The organism is Flavobacterium pasteuri, from assembly GCF_048286615.1.
Lineage (GTDB): Bacteria > Bacteroidota > Bacteroidia > Flavobacteriales > Flavobacteriaceae > Flavobacterium.
Window position 1 is genome coordinate 52,997 of the sequence record NZ_JBLVPN010000001.1, and the last position, 17,812, is coordinate 70,808.

Below are 17,812 nucleotides of genomic sequence, written 5' to 3' on the forward strand. Positions count from 1 at the left end.
CTGAACCTTTACTGCTTTAAAACTTTGCTTCTTTTTAATTTATCTCATTCAACATTTCGGCAATTTCGTCTAATCTTGGCGTTAGAATGATTTCGATTCTACGGTTTTTAGCTTTTCCTTCGGCAGTTACATTGCTTCCTAATGGAGAGAATTCTCCTCTTCCTGCCGCAGTAAGATTTTGCTTATTGATTTTTTTGTTTTCGCTCAAAATAGCTACAATTGCTGTGGCTCTTTTAGTTGATAAATCCCAGTTATCCGCAATTGGACCTGAAGCTGTAAACGCATCATCATCCGTATGACCTTCAATGAGTACTGAGATATCTGGATTGTCACCCAAAACTTTACCTAATTCTACAACTGCTTTTTTCCCTTCGGAACCTACAGCCCAACTTCCGGAATTAAAAAGTAGTTTGTTCTCCATGGAAACATATACTTTCCCGTTTTTTTGTTCCACTGTCAATCCTTTTCCTTCAAAACTGTTCAAGGCTTTAGACAGGGTTTCTTTTAGTTTTTTCATGCTGGCTTCTTTGGCAGCAATCAAATCTTCTAATTCTTGTAAACGTTGTGCGCTTTTGCTCAATCGCTCTTGTTCTAATGCCAATGCTTTTCCTTTTTCGTCTAATTGATCAAGCAAATCACGGTTTTTCTTCATGTTGCTTTGCAAAGCATCACCGCTATTTTTTTCTAAAGCGGCATAAGAATCCTGCAGGACTTTGAATTTATTTTGAGCCACCGCGTAATCTGCTTTCAATTTATCCAGTTCGGCTTTGGATTTACTCAAATCAGTTTTTAAGCCGTCACGGTCTAATTCTAATTGATTTTTAGCTTTTAGCAAATCGGCATTTTCATCTGCTAAACTTCTGTTTTCTTTTTTTAAATCGGTGAACTTACTTTCTAAGTCGTTGTATATTTTCTTGGATACACAGGAGCTCGAAAGCGCCAATACTAATAATCCGATGGAAACTCTTTTAATCATTTTGTATGTATTTATGTTGTTTCTAATGTTGTTTTGAACCCAAAAAATCAAATAGTATTAATGCCCTAGCCCCGATTACCTCACTATACTTTTGCCTTCATAGGAGTTCAATTAACCTCGTTTGAAACGAAAATCCATGTTGTTTTTTTCTTTAAAAAAAACAAGATTACTTCACTAAGTTAATATTCTACTTTGGTGTTCAGTGAATTTCATTTGCAGACTAAAGCGGGAAACAGCTCCTCCCTTCGAGTGCGCTCAGGGTGACAAGTTTCAGGTCTATAAATCTTTTACTCGATTTCTACCAAAATTGGGCAATGATCCGAATGCACAGCATCTGATAAAATAACGGCTCTTTTTAATTTATGTTTTAAAGAATCGCTGACTAAATTATAATCGATGCGCCAACCCTTGTTGTTTCCTCTGGCTCCGGCGCGGTAACTCCACCACGAATATTGGTGCGGCTCGTTGTTGAAATGGCGAAAACTATCGACAAATCCAGACTTCATAAATCCATCGAGCCAGGCTCTTTCTTGCGGCAAAAATCCGGAAACATTTTTGTTTCGGATTGGATCGTGAATATCGATTGCCTCGTGGCAAATGTTGTAATCCCCACAGATAATTAGGTTTGGCGTTTCTTTTTTGAGTTCGTTGATGTAGTTTTGAAAATCATCCATGAATGTAAATTTATGGTCCAATCGATCTATATTTGTCCCTGATGGCAGGTACAAACTCATCACTGAAAAATCATCAAAATCAGCACGAAGGTTTCTTCCTTCGAAATCCATGTGGTGAATTCCGGTTCCGTGAACGACATTATTGGGTTTGATTTTCGATAGAATCGCTACGCCACTATATCCTTTTTTGGTTGCTGAATAGTAATATTGGTATGGATAACCTGCTTTTGCAATATCTTCGACTGGTATTTGATCTTCAGTTGCTTTAATTTCCTGAAGACAAATAACATCAGGATTTGCGTGCTGCAACCAGTCAATAAATCCTTTTGAAATAGCCGCTCTGATTCCGTTTACGTTGTATGAAATAATTCTCATTAAAGTATTTTTTGATTTCCAAATGTAACAAAAAAGTAGAAGTTTGATTCAGAAAAATAGAGAAAATGGAGTTTTTTGCTATCTTTGTTTCTTGCTCTAAAAAAACAAAAAAATACATGGGTTTAGTAACCGCGAAAGAAGTTGCAAAAGCAATAAATGCAGACAAGTACGGAGTTCTGGGGACTTTTTCTGGCTGGATGCTAATGAAGGTGCTAAAAATCTCTACCTTAAACAAAGTATACGACAGAAATAAACATTTAAAAGACGTTGCATTTTTAAATGGTATATTAGATGATTTACAAATAAAATTCGAAATTCCAGAAGAGGATTTAAAACGTTTACCAAAAGAAGGCGCTTATATCACCATTTCAAATCATCCTCTGGGAGGTATTGATGGTGTTTTATTATTGAAACTAATGCTTGAAAGAGAGCCAAATTTCAAAATAATAGCCAATTTTCTTTTGCATCGTATTGCCCCTCTCAAGAAATACATCATGCCAGTAAATCCTTTTGAAAATCATAAGGATGCCAAATCAAGCGTAGTGGGAATTAAAGAAACTCTACGTCATTTAAGCGATGGGAAACCATTAGGAATGTTTCCTGCCGGAGAAGTTTCTACTTACAAAGATGGAAAATTGATGGTGGATAAACCTTGGGAAGAAGGTGCAATTAAAGTCATTAGAAAAGCCCAAGTTCCTGTTGTCCCAATTTATTTTCATGCAAAAAACAGCCGATTGTTTTATTTGCTATCTAAAATAAGCAGCACTTTTAGAACAGCAAAACTACCTTCGGAAGTGTTCAGCCAGAAACGACGCGTGATTAAAGTACGTATTGGTAAACCAATTTCTGTAAGCGAACAAAACGAACATGCAACTATTGAGGAATATTCGGAATTTTTAAGAAAGAAAACCTACATGTTAGCTAATCCTTTCGAAAAAGAAAGCAACTTTTTACCAACACCCACTTTAAAAATTCCTAAAAGCCCAAAGAAAATTGTTACTGCCGCAAGTCAGGACAAAATGATTAAGGAAGTAGATGCATTACGCAGCACGGATTGCCGACTTTTACAAAGTAAAAATTACGAAGTTTTCTTTGCAAGAGCATCTAAAATTCCTAATATCTTACACGAGATTGGCCGTCTTCGAGAAATCACTTTCAGAGAAGTAGGAGAAGGAACAAACGAACCTATTGACTTAGACAAACACGATCAATATTACCATCATCTTTTTTTGTGGGATAATGAAGCCCATAAAATTGCTGGTGCATACCGAATGGGCTTGGGTTCAGAAATTTACCCAAAGTATGGAATAAATGGTTTCTACCTCAACGACTTATTCCGATTTGAACCTGAACTATATGATATGATGCACAAATCCATAGAAATGGGTCGTGCCTTCATCATCAAAGAATACCAACAAAAACCAATGCCTCTTTTCCTGCTTTGGAAAGGGATTATGCATACTACGTTACGTTACCCAGAACATAAATTTCTACTGGGGGGTGTGAGTATCAGTAATCAATTTTCAGATTTCTCAAAATCGCTGATGATTGAATTCATGAAATCAAATTATTATGATCCGTATATTGCACAATACATTCACCCCAAGAAAGCGTATAAAGTAAAACTAAAAGATGCCGACAAAGATTTCATTTTTAACGAAACCGAATCGGATTTGAATAAGTTTGATAAAATTATTGACGAATTGGAACCAGGAAGTTTGCGTTTACCAGTTTTGATTAAAAAATACATCAAACAAAACGCAAAAGTGGTTGCTTTTAATGTGGATCCGCTGTTCAATAATGCTGTAGATGGATTAATGTATATCAGAATTGCAGATATTCCGGAAAGCACCATGAAGCCCGTAATGGAAGAATTTCAGGCTGAACTGGAACGAAAACTAAATGACAAAGAAGACTAGTAACCACTAGATATAAAAAATCCCGTCTCGTCCTAAAAAGACGAGACGGGATTTTTTATATAAATTAATTTATCTCCAGATGGACTCTTTCAAAATAGAATCTAAAGAATTGTTTTTTATAAAGAAAATCAATCTTATGAGATGATATCCAACAAGAAAAATACCCAAACCATAAGCTAGTCTTTTATTGTACATAACAGCATTAAAATACTCTTTTTTAGTAATTAATTCCATAGACAGTATAACAATGCTGACAACACTAAATGTAATCACAAAAGGACCTAAAATATGATAGCTTATGCTCTTGTAAAAATTCCCCTGATAAAAATAAACCAATGACTTTGTAATTCCACAACCGGGACATGGAAAGCCTGTAATCATTTTGAAAGGACACATAGACTGATCAGTCTCAAGATGATTATCACCATTAGTAAACATTAAAAAAAACGGAATCATCAACGTGAGAACAGCGCCTATAATTCCGTAAATTTTACGTTTATCTTTACTATTAATTGTATAATTTATTGATGTCATTTTGAACTATCATTGCGGCAATCATTGGAAAGAAAAGCCCTAAAATAAGTAGCAAAACCGCATCGTCTTTTTGAGCTGAACCTGATCTACTATACACATCCGGAAGTCCGTCTCTGCCTGCTAAATAAAAGAAATAAATATTTACAGGATAACAACAGCCCGCAAATATGGCGATAGGTTGTGAGATAACTTCTCGCTCAGAAACAGCATTAAAAACTTCTGCAACTTTAATATTCCAATAAATTAAATACAATCCACAGGTTAAAAACCCAAAAATTAATACTAATACTGGATCTACTTTAAATACTGGAATGGGTTTCCTTGGAGTGTTCCAAGTTTCTTGTACGATTTCTTCCATTTTGGTTTGGTTAGGTTAAATTTAGGTTAGTTAAAATATTGAAATTAAAATTTTATTGAAATGCTGTATCTATTGGCTCCCAAAGTTCTATCTTATTTCCTTCGCTATCCAAAATCCAGCCAAATTTTCCATACTCATAAGTCTCCATATCACCCACAATTGTTACACCTTCATCCGATAATTTTTGTAATAATTTTTCTAAATCATCTACTCTAAAGTTTTGCATGTACTGTTTTTCGCTTGGAGCAAAATATGCAGTATCATCTGCAAATGGTGACCATTGGGTAGAACAATCATTCCCCTCTTTGTCCTTCCACCAAAAAGTGGAGCCATATTGATCCGTTTTTAAACCTAAATGTTTTCCGTACCAAGCAACTAGTTCTTTTGGATTTTTTGATTTAAAAAAGAAACCACCAATTCCCGTGACGCGTTTCTCCGACTCGGCATCTTTGGCTTGACCAAAATACTTTGCTTTTATTTTATCAACTATGACTTGTGCTAATCGTTCATGACTTTCGAATGTCCAACCAGCAATATGCGGACTCAAAATCACATTCTTAGATTTCAACAAATACTGGAAAGCTTCGGGAGTATTTTTATCTTGAAACAGTGTTTCGAATGACAACTTCTCGTATTCCAAAACATCTAAACCAGCGCCGAGAATTTTTCCGGATTGCATGGCTGCAACCAAATCAGCAGTGACAATATTCTTGCCACGAGACGTATTTATAATCCAAAAAGGTTTGGCGAATCCATTTATAAAATCACTGTCAACCATTTTATCTGTTTCGGGAGTCCACGGAATATGCAAACTCACTACATCTGCTTTTTGTTGAAATTCTGCTAATGAAATCTGCTTGGCATTACTATCGCCTACATTTTCCTGAATGTCATAACACAGCACTTCGACATCAAAACCACGGAGTTTCTTAGCAAATGATTTTCCCATATTTCCGTAACCGATAATCCCAACAGTTCTTCCATCTAACTCATACCCTCGATTGCTTTCCCTGTTCCAATGTCCAGATCGGATCTCGCTATCGGCTTCGTTCAATTTATTGAAAAGGGATAAAATCATTCCTAATGTATGTTCAGCAACAGCATTTCGATTTCCTTCCGGAGCAGCGATAAGCGTAATGTTTTTGGATGCTGCATAGTCGCAATCGATGCTTTCTAATCCCGCTCCAACGCGTGCAATAAATTGTAAATTAGTGGCTTTGTCCAAGAAAGCCTTGTCAATTTTAAATCGGCTACGAATAACAATTCCTTGATAATCTTGAATTTTAGCTTCAATTTCCTCTTTTGATGATGTAAAATCGCTGTGGTTTATAAATCCGGACTGTTGCAATTGATCCCAAAGTAAGGAATTATTGCTGTCGATATGAAGGACTTTGATATCCATAAAAATATTTTTTTTGATACTTCAAATTAACAAAAAAATTACGGTTTTTTGTTTTATCGAAGGAAATTAGCTCATTAAATCGTAAATTAGCTTTCTCAATTTTTTATTATAAATCTAATGCTTATAATAAATCAAAACCCAAAAATGAAATTAACGAAAACCTTCAATGCTTTTTTCGAAAGCGAAAAAGCCGGTGGACTCTTATTACTTTTTACAACAATACTCTCTCTTTTATTAGCCAACTCAGCCTTTAAAACCGAGTATATCGCTTTTTGGGAAACCAATATTGGAAGTCATTCCATAACACACTGGATCAATGATGGCTTAATGGCTATCTTTTTTCTTTTAATTGGGTTAGAATTAGAACGTGAAATGTACCAAGGAGAATTATCCAGTATTAAAAATGCGGCTTTGCCTATTTTTGGGGCATTAGGCGGAATGGTTATTCCTGCCGGAATCTTTTTACTGTTGAATTTTGGGACTATCACACAAAATGGAGCGGGAATCCCTATGGCTACTGATATCGCTTTTGCTATTGGAATCCTGTCTCTTTTAGGAAATCGTGTCCCTACATCTTTGAAAGTATTTCTGACTGCGCTTGCCGTAATTGATGATTTAGGTGCTATTATGGTAATTGCCATATTTTACACAGACACTATTGCTTATGTAAATTTACTTATCGCTTTTGCAATTATGGGTGGTTTGTTTATCCTTAACCGAAGAAAAGTACACAGCCTCGTTCCTTATTTGATTGGTGGTGCTGCGATGTGGTATTTTATGTTAAATTCTGGTGTACACGCAACGATAACTGGAGTGTTATTGGCTTTTGTAATTCCGTTTGGTGATGGAGGTAAAAAAACTTCTTCGTATCGATTACAGCATTTTTTACACAAACCAGTGGCGTTTTTTATTCTTCCTTTGTTTGCCGTAGCCAACACTTGTATTGCCATAAATTCAGATTGGCATGAGGGATTGAATCATCCCAACACGATTGGAATTATGCTGGGTCTCGTAGTAGGGAAACCACTTGGGATTTGGTTGTTTTCATTCCTAGCTGTCAGTTTAGGAATTTGTACGCTGCCAAAAGACCTAAAGTGGAGCAGCATTCTAGGTGCAGGAATCTTGGGCGGAATAGGTTTTACAATGTCTATTTTTATTACCCTTCTTGCTTTCAAAAACGACGGAGAAGAAGTCATTACCTATTCAAAAATTGCGATTTTGATTGCTTCCTTTATTGCGGGAGCAGTTGGTTTTTTATGGTTAAAATTTAATTTGAAACCTGCTAAAGTAAAATAAACACAACCTAATTAGATAAATTAAAATCAATCTAGCCTTTTTCTTTATGTGATTTTTTACTTATTTTTGAAAATGGAAAAAACAATTAACGATTTTAGCTTTGGTCTACTTTTATGGCAAGTATTTACAGTATGTTTTTTAGTTGTAATTCTCTATTTTGCAATTAAACTGTATAAAAAAATTATAAAATATTTAGAAAAAAATTCTTAATCATACAATATAAAATCAAAAAAGGCTGTCCAAAAACAGCCTTTTAATTTGTATATGTAAAATAATCTAAATCTCAGATCGCTTTCTATTTTCCTAAAAAGTATATCCTATTCCTATGTGCAAATAAGGAATGTATTGATTTCTATTATACGTTCCATCTACATTCTGCAAATTACCATTAACTGAATTCTCTTTCAAATACACCACACGATACCCAAACCCTAAAGCAGTCTCGTAAGTGAAATGATTTCCTATTTGGCGTTTTAAACCCCAAGTGGGAACAATAGCTAAATCAGCCGTTTTGGTTACGTTATCCGCTAAATTAATCACAAACCAGTCCGGGTGATAACTTGTCCTGATTGAAACATAATTGCCACTATTATTGGCTGTTTTTTTACCTTTTGCATTCCTTTTTTCCAGATTGTAATAAAATCTTGGTTCTACTGTTAGTACCGGTTGCAAAATAAAACCGACGCCATCGTAATGATCTCCAACCGTAAAATCCTTTTCAAGACCAATTTCACTTCGTAATGCGATGCTACTTGACAATTTGCTTTCATTGTTAAACCAAATTCCGGTGTGTACTCCAAATCCGGTTTGTATTCCAAAAATTGATTTTTCAACGGGTACTTCTTGAGCGTTTGCATTTAGATTGAATACTAAAACCAGTACTGTTATTACTTTCTTCATTTATTATACTTGTTGTTTATTATTTATGATTCAAACCTTTTTTGCAGATTTCTGTTTACTTATTAGTCCAATAATCAACTACGGTAACTTTATCTGGCGCGGGACTCAAAACAGCCACAAAAGCTTTGTGATCCGGATGAATCAAATACGCATCCCTATCGGCTTCACTGTTGAATGTTAAGATAAAACAATGCGTCAAACCATTATTCAAGTTTTCAGGACTGTTATTGACTCCCCATTCATACGCTTTTATCAATTTAATTTTATGTTCCAAATTCCCAAAAGCAGTTACCACTTTATCAATTGCTGCCGTATCGGTTCCGGGTTTCCAACCAAACATCACCACATGCCTAAGCACTTGTTTTTGTTTATTTTGTTGTGCATTTACAGTGTAACTTGAAATTAAAATAAGGGTTAAAAGAAGTAGTTTTTTCATGGTAGTTTTTTTTCAAATATAGTATTTATTTGATTGTGTAAACAAATATCAATATTTGCGGAGCTTAAGTAAAAAAAATTGCGCAAAGTCAGAGACATTTGCGCAGCTTATATAATCAAGATTTTACGGAACTGGAGGCTTACCCCTTGATTTGTTTCAAGGACGTTTTGATTCCTCGTATCAAGGACGAACTGAATCCGTGCATTTCCATTTCGTTCAACCCGGCTATGGTACAACCTTGTGGTGTAGTTACGCGGTCAATTAATTGTTCCGGGTGTACTTTTTCTTCCAGTAGCATTTCGGCAGCGCCTTTTACGGTTTGTGCTGAGATGGCTAATGCGGTTTGCCAGTCAAATCCTATTTCGATTCCGGCTTGCATCGATGCGCGAATGTATCGCAACGCAAAAGCCGTTCCGCTGGCCGCAAGAACAGTTGCTGCATCCATTAATTTTTCGTCAATAATAGGAGCCGTTCCTAAACTCTGAAAAAGAGAAACTACATCTTGCGCTTTCTCTTTGTCTTTTTCGTGAAACGCAATACAAGTTGCTGATGCGCCAAACTGTGCCGCAATATTGGGCATGATTCGGATGGCACTATTAGCAGCACCGATTTTGTTTTGTAAATTTTCTATGGACAATCCACTCACTGCCGACGCAATAATTTTATTGGAAATTACAGGAAGGATTTCGGCTAAAACGGTATCTACTTGGTACGGTTTTATAGTCAAGATAATGACATCGGCCTCCTGAATCTGATGGATATTATTCGTGGAAACCGTAGCGCCCAATTTTTCAAGATACAGAATGCTTGATGTGTTTCTTCTGGTTACGGTTACTTGGTTCTCTGGTGAAAATTTTGATAGTCCTAATGCGATAGAAACACCTAAGTTTCCGCCGCCAATAATGTGTACTTTCATGCTGGTTGTGGTTTTTCCTCTCCCCTCCCGAAGCTTCAGAACTCTCCAAAGAAAAGTAAGCCGTTAGGGAAAAGTGTTGGTTGTGTAGTTATAGTTGTATTAGTTATTTTTCAATTTCTCTCTATTCTCTTAGTCCAATTCTTTCTTAAAATCCCAGAATCATTTTTGCTATCGAAAAATAAATCAGAATTCCGCAAATATCATTACTTGTAGTGATAAACGGTCCGGTTGCTAATGCGGGGTCAATGCCAAATTTATCGAGCAACAACGGAACAAAAGTCCCTATTAACGATGCAATAATAATTACCGACATCAATGCTATAGTAACAATAACGCCAATGATCAATTCGACATTCAATAGAAAATGACTTCCTAAAAACAATATCGTAGCCAAAATCAGTCCGTTTAATAAACTTAGTGACACTTCTTTGACCAATCTATTAAACAAGGATCCGCTCAACGTATTGTTAGCCAAACCCTGTACTATAATTGCTGATGATTGTACGCCTACATTTCCTGCCATTGCGGCAATAAGTGGTGTGAAAAAGAACAAATTCCCATGCTCAAACATCGCTCCTTCAAACAAGCCAAGCACTTTTACGGAGATAAAACCACCCAAAAGAGCCAAAACCAACCAAGGCAATCGTGCTTTTGTATGTTCAAATATGCTGTCATCTGCTTCAACGTCTTGCGAGATACCTGCTGCCAACTGGTAATCCTCATCTGCTTCATCCTTGATTACGTCCACAATGTCATCAATGGTGATTCTTCCCACTAATCGTCCCATTTCATCTACGACAGGAATGGCTTCTAAATCGTATTTTTGCATGATTCGAGCTACCTCAACATCTTCGGTATCTACTTTTACGGAGTTTAATTTTCGGATGTAAACATCACTTACCGGTGTTCTGGAAGAAGTGGTCAATAAATCCTTGAGTGACAAACGACCTTTCAATCTATCTTCATCATCCACGACATAAATCGAATGGACTCTGGAGATGTTTTCGGCCTGAATGCGCATTTCTTTTACACACGTCAGGACATTCCAATTTTCATTGACTTTAACCAATTCCTTGTGCATGATTCCACCTGCGGTATCCTCATCATAACGCAATAAGTCAACAATATCTTTGGCGTGCTCAACATCCTGAAGTTCTGATATTACTTCGGCTTTCAAATCTTTCGAAAGCTCCGCAATAATATCGGCTGCATCATTTGTTTCCAGCTCGTCTAATTCTTCCGCAATCTCTTTTGGCGAAAGCCTGCTTAATATATTTTCCCGCAAATCATCTTCCAGTTCCAGAAGAATTTCGGCGGTTTTTTCACTGTCTAAAACTTTAAAAATATAGGTCGCTTCATTAAAATCAAGCTCATCGAGAATTTCAGCAATATCAGCATGGTGCATATCATTCAATAATACTTCCAGTTGCTGGTCGTTTTTATTTTGAATGAGTTGCTCTAATTCCTGAATTAATTCTTTGCTGATTTTAAACTCCATCGGCTTCTATTTTTTGGGTGAGTGCTATGAACTGTTCTACATTTAATTGTTCTGGTCGAAGATTAAAAATTTCATCTTCTCTCAAACTATCCGACAAATTTAAGGTTTTTAAACTATTTCGTAACGTTTTACGTCGTTGTTGAAAGGCCGTTTTCACTACCGTGAAAAACAATTTCTCACCACAAGGCAAGCTGTAATCTTTTTTTCTACGCAAACGTAAAACACCCGATTTTACCTTTGGTGGCGGAATAAATACATTCTCATCTACCGTAAATAAATATTCCGCATCATAAAAAGCCTGAACCAGAACCGATAGAATTCCATACGCTTTTGTTCCCTTTTTTTCACAAATACGTTGCGCCACTTCTTTCTGGAACATCCCTGCAAATTCCGGAATCTGATCGCGGTATTCTAAAGTTCTAAACACAATTTGAGTTGAAATATTATACGGGAAATTCCCAATAATCGCGAATTGTTTCCCTTCAAAAACATCGTTGACATTGTATTTCAGGAAATCTTTAGAAATGATTCTGTCTTTTAATTTTGGATAATTCTGGTCCAAATACGTTACTGATTCCGTATCGATTTCAATAACGTATGTGTTCACCGGTTTATCCAACAAATATTTTGTCAAAACTCCCATTCCCGGACCTATCTCTAGTACATCATCATATCCTTCTAAGTTCAACGTGTCAGCAATGTCTTTTGCAATGCTTTCATCTTTCAGAAAGTGTTGTCCGAGGTGTTTTTTGGCTGTTACTTTTTCCATGTTTTCATTGCGAGGCACAAAGCAATCTCGCTGTATTTTAGGTTTATTTTGGCACTAGGCACAAAGTGTATTTTATTTCAAATTGGAGGTCGCAGATTGCTACTTCAAGATTGTGATTCAAAACGACAATCTGAATATGGTTGCTTCGTCCCTTACAATGACTCTAAAAATCGGCAATCAATTCTAATTCTGTTCTGAAAGCAAGCATTTTATCTCCAAACAACTTCGCTCCTTCTTCCCGAAAAGCCGGCGCATCTTCCTGGTAATATTTCTCTAAAGTTTCTTTGCTATCAGTCGTATATTGAACCGAATAGGTTACTCCACCCATTTCCTCTTCAATTAAAACCCTTACCATTCTTGCCGAAGAGAATTTTCCCGTTGCCAAAATTTCAGGAATGTGTTTGTATTGCATCCAGATCATCCATTGATCGTGAACGCTTTCGTGTATGTTTGTGGTAACGTTGTATAGTATCATATAAGCCCCCTAACCCCCAAAGGGGGATCCTACTAGGGGTAAGTAGGGTTAAAAATGTAAATTAATTTATGCACCATTCACTATAGTTATAGCGAAAATTCATTGTTTATGTTGATCTCCTAATTACCCCTTCGGGGGCTAGGGGGCTATTGTATCTCCTCGCAATTGCCTGAATTTCTTCCGGGCTTCCACAAAATAAATACTGTCCTGATGATTGAACAATACCTTTTCATATAAAGGTTTCGCTTTTTCAGGCAACAACTGCTTGTTATAAATTTCTGCCGAAAAATACAACGCTTCGTCTATATAAATTCCGTCGCTGTGCTGGTCAATAATGGCTTGGTATTGGCTTAAAGCAAAAGCAAAATCACCTTTCTTTTCATATATTTTCCCTAATCGCAACAAGGTCACAGCCTCTATTCCTTGTCCTTTATAGTTTTTCAAAATCGTCTGAAACTGCGTTACCGCTTCCTGATTCCTGTTTTGATACAACAGATAATCTCCTTTTGCAAATTGCTTCAAAGCCGTTTGTGTCGAATCAGCAACAGTATTGTCGTTGATTAACAGAAAATATTCCAAAGCATCATTGGCAATCAACTGCGTATTGGCTGATTTCAATTCCTTAAATTGTTTCAATGCCCATGCAAAATCAGTTTTGAAATAACTGGTTTTTGCAGCTTTTAAACTGGCTTCATGTGCCATTACATCATTCTTCAAATCCAATTCAATCTGCGAATAATAGATTAAAGCCTGATTAAATTTTTCTTCGAAAAGCAGAATATCTGCCAATTCCATTTTGGCATTAGCCACTTCATAATCATTCAATTTCAATTCCAATGCTCTCTTGACTATTGCCTTTCCTTCCTCTGGTTTTTTTAAATTAAATGCCGTGAAATGTGCCTGAATCAGCTGCAAAGATAAGGTAAAAGGACTTGTTTCAAATTGTTTCAACAAACCGTCTAATTCTGTGCTGATGGTTACAAAGTCATTTTCGGATGCTTTTTCAATTTTCATGGTTACCAAATACGAATTCGCCTGGATCAACAATTCTAAATCTTGTGTGTTTTCCAATACAAATCCCAGAATTTCTTTAGCTGCTTCCTGATTGTCTTCTTCAATGGCCAGTTGCCCTAAATTCACAATATTAGTAAGCGATTCCGGATTACGTTTGTAAATGGCTTTTTCCTGAATAAATGCTTTTTCAAATTCTTTTTGCTGTACATAAAACCAACTTAAATAATGGTTCCAAAAGAGATCTTGATTTTTTTGAGTTCTAACAATTAACGCTTTGCGCAATATTTCATTAAAGTTTGCGTCACTTTCATCAGCCATAAACCGAACCAATTGATTTTGGATTCTAATGGAATTTTGAGGATTCGCAAACGCCTCGTCCAGAAAAGTGGAAATCATCATTTCCATATTTGACAATTGACCGTAAAGCAATCCTATTTGATAATTAAAATTAAAGTTCGGTTGTAATTCCGTAGCGGTTTTATAGGATTTCAATGCATATTCGAGTAATACTTTTTTCTCAAAAGCGTTTGATATTCCGTAGACTTCATTTGGATTTTTTCTGATTCGGTCTAATGCTTGATCGTAGTACATCTTAGCTTTGACATCATTTTTTTGCAACTGAAAATTATACCCTAACTCTACCAGAAAATTCCCTTGATTGTACTTGTTGAATCGTTCTTGAATGGCTTTTTCGGCACTTTCAAACTGCTGCAATTGCTGAGAACAATCTATTATTCTTAAAAAATACTGGGAATTTAACGGAATCTCTTTCAGTAACTCTTCATAGCTGATTTTTGCTTTCTCAAAATCACCTTTATCATAATAATACTGCGCTAATTGTTCGTTTTGAGAAAAACAAAGCAATGAAAAAAACAGGGTAATATGTAGAAAAATATTTTTCATCTTAAAAGTGTTCAGTATTCAGTGTTCAGTTAGCCAAACGGTGCATTGTCCAAAAAGCTGACTGAACACCGATCACTGAGGACTGAACACTAATTAATCTATAATATCAAACCCGCAATACGGACGTAAAACCTCAGGGATTACAATTCCTTCCGGAGTTTGGTAATTTTCTAAAATTCCAGCCAAAACTCTTGGCAAAGCCAATGCACTTCCGTTTAAAGTGTGTGCTAATTGGTTTTTTCCGTCTTTGTCTTTAAAACGCAATTTCAAACGATTCGCTTGAAAAGTCTCAAAGTTAGAAACGGAACTGATTTCTAACCAACGATCCTGAGCGGTAGAAAACACTTCGAAATCATACGTCAAAGCCGAAGTGAAACCCATATCTCCACCACAAAGACGCAATATTCTGTATGGTAATTTCAATTCCTGTAATATATTTTTAACGTGTTCTACCATTCCGTCCAAAGCTTCGTATGACTTATCAGGATGTTCTACACGTACAATTTCCACTTTGTCAAATTGGTGCAAACGGTTCAATCCACGTACATGCGCACCATAAGAACCTGCTTCACGACGGAAACACGGTGTATAGGCCGTTGTTAAAACGGGTAATTCATTTTCGTTTAAGATTACATCTCTAAACAAATTCGTTACCGGAACCTCAGCCGTTGGAATCAAGTATAAATCATCGGTTTTATCATGGTACATTTGCCCTTCTTTGTCCGGTAATTGTCCCGTACCGTAAGCAGACGCCTCGTTGACCATGTGTGGCACCTGAACTTCATTATATCCTGCAGCCGTATTTTTATCCAAGAAATAATTGATCAAGGCGCGTTGTAATCGTGCTCCTTTTCCTTTATAAACAGGAAATCCTGCGCCCGTGATTTTCACACCCAATTCAAAATCGATGATATCATATTTTTTTACCAATTCCCAATGTGGTTGCGCTCCTTCGTGCAAAACTGGAATTTCCCCTTCTTCAAAAACGTTTAGGTTTTCCTCCGGTGTTTTTCCAACAGGAACAATATCAGCAGGAAGATTAGGTAAGGTGTATAATTTTTCTAAAAGTTCAGCGGCAAGCGCATCAGCCATTTCCGCTAAAGCTTTGCTTTTCTCTTTGTTTAAAACGGTTTTTTCTTTTAGAATTGCGGCTTTCGCTTTCTCTCCACCTTTCATCAATTCGCCAATATCTTTGGATAATTTATTAGATTCGGATAAAATATTGTCTAGCTCCACTTGCGTAGCGCGACGTTTTTCATCCAGTTGTACCACTTCTTCAACAACACTTGTAGCATCGATGTTTCTCTTTGCCAAAGCCTTGATTACTTTTTCTTGATTCTCTCTAATAAATGCGATTTGTAACATAGCTTGATTTTTTTAACGCTAACTTTTATAATAATGGAAGCAAATTTAAGGAAATGTTTGATAGAAATGCGGGAAAAAATTCGTCAAAAACCGAAAGTCATAAAGTCCAATACTAATGTATGATTCAAATGCCCTAATGTTTAATTTACATTGACAATAGAACTTCAAAAAAATAAATAAAAACAGGACTTTAAAAACTTTATGACATTCTACTTTTGACTTACTTTAGTCTCTTTTAATCTCGTGCCCCACAAATTCTTCTAAGGTTGCAAACATGTCGTCTACAGAAAGTACTTCAAAATCTGGGTGGGTTTTTAAGAAAGCAGCATTCAAAGTAATTAGATTTTCTTCTATTTCAAAAAAAATGTCGTTGTTAAGCAAATCTCGGATAGGATTTACGCCTTCCAATTTCCCTTTTAGGAATTTATTCAGCTTTACGTTGCTCATTAATTTTACTTTTTTGGATTGTTGTTGAAACAATTCCAAATGCTTTTCGGCACCAATTAATGCCAAACCTTCTTCTATTAATTCATTCAGTTCTTTATCCCAACCGGAATTGTAAACAAACTGAGCAAAATTTCCTTCGGTATATTGTGAGGTATAATAATCTAAATAATAACTCATTATAGCATCTTCGTGAATCAAATCATCGTTCACGCCTTCCTCACGCATTAAGTTGATTACCGAAATATTAGAGTGAATCACATCTTGAAGGTTCTCACTATTAAAGGCTGTTTCTGAAATAATTATTCTACCGAATTCCATTTGTTTTGTATTTGAATATGTATTACAAATTTCGGGTAAAATACTGAGGAATCGAAAAGTTTTTTTTTAGCCACGGATTGCACAGATTAACACAGATTGATTAGCGTTAACATTTAACTGACATCAGATTCGTCACTACTCTTTTTCTGATTCATTTTTGTAACCAAAGCTTTCAAACGCAACGCTTTTTCTTTTTTTTCTTCTTGAAGTTTAGCCTTTTTCCGGTTGAGCAATTTGGTATGTAACGCCTTATTTTTAGTATTTTTTTCGGGTCCTTTTGCCATGGTTTACAGTCTTCTTTAATTACGGTTACAAATATAAAAAAAGCTACATTATAAATGTAGCTTTCCTTCTTGACGTGTTATTGATAAAAAATGCTTTAATTAAATTTTTATGGATAAAATTGCCAAAAAATCCTCGTTAGATTAGTCCAAGTTAGTAGACGAAATCTGCTTATTCCTTAAAGAAGAAGTCGTGGATATCGATGATCTGATTTCTTCCTATCTGAACTAAATCATTAGTTTCTTTTAGAAAAATACCTAAAGATCTTTCATTGTAGATAAATTTCATATCATTTGAGTAATCCGTTACAACATACATGTCGCCAGTTAATTCAAAAAATGGAAGTGCAATTTTACTGTTAATTTTCAAGCCTTTATTTACAATCTTGCCTTCCAATAATTTATCTTTAATCAATTTACTATCATTAACACCCGAAGCAACTTTAACATAGGATGTCATCATTTTGATCCATTCACTTTCGTCAATAAGATACCATTTTACTTTATCGAAGTTAACACCGTTCTCATTTACCCAGCCATTACTGGTAAATCCAAACAAAACTTGTTTTTTACCATTTAACTCAGGCTTTTCTTGTGGCTGAAACTCTTGAACATTGAACAAGATTACAGATACGGAAGACATATCCTTTAATTTTTTACCGTCAAAATCTAATGTTTTTAATGAAAAGCTAGTTAATTCCGGGTGGTTTTTTAATATCCATTGGGTTGCGGTTAGCTCAGCTTGCTCTTTCATCTGTTCAACGGCAAATATTCCAGCGCCAATAGCAGCTATACCCGCAATAGCAGCTACTGCTGCTGCACCATTATTTTGAGCTTCAGCTTTTTTAGGAATTAATATTAATACGATAATTAGTAATGTAATTAATTTTCTCATTCTGTTTAAATTTTAGGTTCTGTATTAAGCTAGCATTCATTGCAATTCTGCCCTCAAATTT

General features: G+C 35.7%; 18 protein-coding genes and 1 pseudogene. 2 read left to right on the top strand and 17 right to left on the bottom strand.

Going from position 1 to position 17,812, the window contains the following annotated elements; genetic code table 11:
• Nucleotides 1–34: 34 nt before the first annotated feature.
• A complete protein-coding gene (locus ACNQF6_RS00215) occupies nucleotides 35–976 on the bottom strand; it encodes an OmpA/MotB family protein (protein WP_417962161.1) in 942 nt (313 codons plus the stop codon).
• 287 nt (nucleotides 977–1,263) lie between these two features.
• Nucleotides 1,264–2,025 (bottom strand): exodeoxyribonuclease III, encoded by a 762-nt coding sequence (locus tag ACNQF6_RS00220; protein WP_417962163.1) that lies wholly within the window; start codon nucleotides 2,023–2,025, stop codon nucleotides 1,264–1,266.
• A 116-nt stretch (nucleotides 2,026–2,141) separates the two neighbouring features.
• On the opposite strand from ACNQF6_RS00220, the gene ACNQF6_RS00225 reads away from it, so the two are divergent.
• On the top strand, nucleotides 2,142–3,944 hold the full coding sequence (locus ACNQF6_RS00225; protein WP_417962164.1) for a GNAT family N-acyltransferase: 1,803 nt from the start codon (nucleotides 2,142–2,144) through the stop codon (nucleotides 3,942–3,944).
• A 69-nt stretch (nucleotides 3,945–4,013) separates the two neighbouring features.
• On the opposite strand, the gene ACNQF6_RS00230 is transcribed toward ACNQF6_RS00225, so the two are convergent.
• The 4 genes and pseudogenes from ACNQF6_RS00230 to ACNQF6_RS00245 form a co-directional block, all read right to left on the bottom strand.
• Nucleotides 4,014–4,478 (bottom strand): DUF2752 domain-containing protein, encoded by a 465-nt coding sequence (locus ACNQF6_RS00230; RefSeq protein WP_417962166.1) that lies wholly within the window; start codon nucleotides 4,476–4,478, stop codon nucleotides 4,014–4,016.
• A complete protein-coding gene (locus ACNQF6_RS00235) occupies nucleotides 4,453–4,836 on the bottom strand; it encodes a DUF4234 domain-containing protein (protein ID WP_417962168.1) in 384 nt (127 codons plus the stop codon). The genes ACNQF6_RS00230 and ACNQF6_RS00235 overlap by 26 nt, the downstream gene beginning before the upstream one ends.
• A 52-nt stretch (nucleotides 4,837–4,888) precedes the next feature.
• Nucleotides 4,889–5,326: a VOC family protein gene (locus tag ACNQF6_RS00240; RefSeq protein ID WP_417962973.1), complete on the bottom strand. Its 438-nt coding sequence runs from the start codon at nucleotides 5,324–5,326 to the stop codon at nucleotides 4,889–4,891.
• Nucleotides 5,300–6,238: pseudogene (locus ACNQF6_RS00245) on the bottom strand (2-hydroxyacid dehydrogenase); the annotation flags it as partial. The pseudogene ACNQF6_RS00245 and the gene ACNQF6_RS00240, both read right to left, overlap by 27 nt.
• Nucleotides 6,239–6,382: 144 nt before the next feature.
• On the opposite strand from ACNQF6_RS00245, the gene nhaA reads away from it, so the two are divergent.
• Nucleotides 6,383–7,534 (top strand): Na+/H+ antiporter NhaA, encoded by a 1,152-nt coding sequence (nhaA, locus tag ACNQF6_RS00250; protein WP_282713300.1) that lies wholly within the window; start codon nucleotides 6,383–6,385, stop codon nucleotides 7,532–7,534.
• A gap of 303 nt (nucleotides 7,535–7,837) precedes the next feature.
• Here nhaA and ACNQF6_RS00255 read toward each other — a convergent pair whose 3' ends face one another.
• The 11 genes from ACNQF6_RS00255 to ACNQF6_RS00305 all read right to left on the bottom strand — a co-directional run bounded on the left by ACNQF6_RS00255 (nucleotide 7,838) and on the right by ACNQF6_RS00305 (nucleotide 17,751).
• The gene (locus tag ACNQF6_RS00255; RefSeq protein ID WP_417962170.1) at nucleotides 7,838–8,434 is read right to left on the bottom strand and encodes a hypothetical protein; all 597 of its coding nucleotides are present in this window, start codon (nucleotides 8,432–8,434) and stop codon (nucleotides 7,838–7,840) included.
• A 55-nt stretch (nucleotides 8,435–8,489) separates the two neighbouring features.
• Entirely contained in the window at nucleotides 8,490–8,870 is a 381-nt protein-coding gene (locus tag ACNQF6_RS00260; RefSeq protein ID WP_417962172.1) for a Dabb family protein, read from the bottom strand.
• A 139-nt stretch (nucleotides 8,871–9,009) separates the two neighbouring features.
• A complete protein-coding gene (proC, locus tag ACNQF6_RS00265; protein WP_099713860.1) occupies nucleotides 9,010–9,786 on the bottom strand; it encodes a pyrroline-5-carboxylate reductase in 777 nt (258 codons plus the stop codon).
• Nucleotides 9,787–9,931: 145 nt separating this feature from the next.
• Nucleotides 9,932–11,284, bottom strand: coding sequence for a magnesium transporter (gene mgtE / locus ACNQF6_RS00270; RefSeq protein WP_099713861.1), 1,353 nt, complete (start codon nucleotides 11,282–11,284; stop codon nucleotides 9,932–9,934).
• The gene (gene rsmA, locus ACNQF6_RS00275) at nucleotides 11,274–12,053 is read right to left on the bottom strand and encodes a 16S rRNA (adenine(1518)-N(6)/adenine(1519)-N(6))-dimethyltransferase RsmA (RefSeq protein WP_114753859.1); all 780 of its coding nucleotides are present in this window, start codon (nucleotides 12,051–12,053) and stop codon (nucleotides 11,274–11,276) included. Before rsmA ends, mgtE begins: the two co-directional genes overlap by 11 nt.
• Nucleotides 12,054–12,216: 163 nt before the next feature.
• Nucleotides 12,217–12,528, bottom strand: coding sequence for a DUF4286 family protein (locus ACNQF6_RS00280; protein ID WP_417951006.1), 312 nt, complete (start codon nucleotides 12,526–12,528; stop codon nucleotides 12,217–12,219).
• 138 nt (nucleotides 12,529–12,666) lie between these two features.
• Nucleotides 12,667–14,445, bottom strand: a complete 1,779-nt coding sequence (locus ACNQF6_RS00285; protein ID WP_417962175.1) for a tetratricopeptide repeat protein — start codon at nucleotides 14,443–14,445, stop codon at nucleotides 12,667–12,669.
• Nucleotides 14,446–14,538: 93 nt separating this feature from the next.
• On the bottom strand, nucleotides 14,539–15,810 hold the full coding sequence (gene serS, locus ACNQF6_RS00290) for a serine--tRNA ligase (protein WP_417962177.1): 1,272 nt from the start codon (nucleotides 15,808–15,810) through the stop codon (nucleotides 14,539–14,541).
• A 225-nt stretch (nucleotides 15,811–16,035) separates the two neighbouring features.
• Nucleotides 16,036–16,575, bottom strand: coding sequence for a DMP19 family protein (locus ACNQF6_RS00295; protein WP_417962179.1), 540 nt, complete (start codon nucleotides 16,573–16,575; stop codon nucleotides 16,036–16,038).
• A gap of 113 nt (nucleotides 16,576–16,688) precedes the next feature.
• On the bottom strand, nucleotides 16,689–16,859 hold the full coding sequence (locus ACNQF6_RS00300) for a hypothetical protein (protein ID WP_199074758.1): 171 nt from the start codon (nucleotides 16,857–16,859) through the stop codon (nucleotides 16,689–16,691).
• Between the two features lie 169 nt (nucleotides 16,860–17,028).
• Nucleotides 17,029–17,751 (bottom strand): hypothetical protein, encoded by a 723-nt coding sequence (locus tag ACNQF6_RS00305; protein ID WP_417962181.1) that lies wholly within the window; start codon nucleotides 17,749–17,751, stop codon nucleotides 17,029–17,031.
• Between the last annotated feature and the right edge of the window lie 61 nt (nucleotides 17,752–17,812).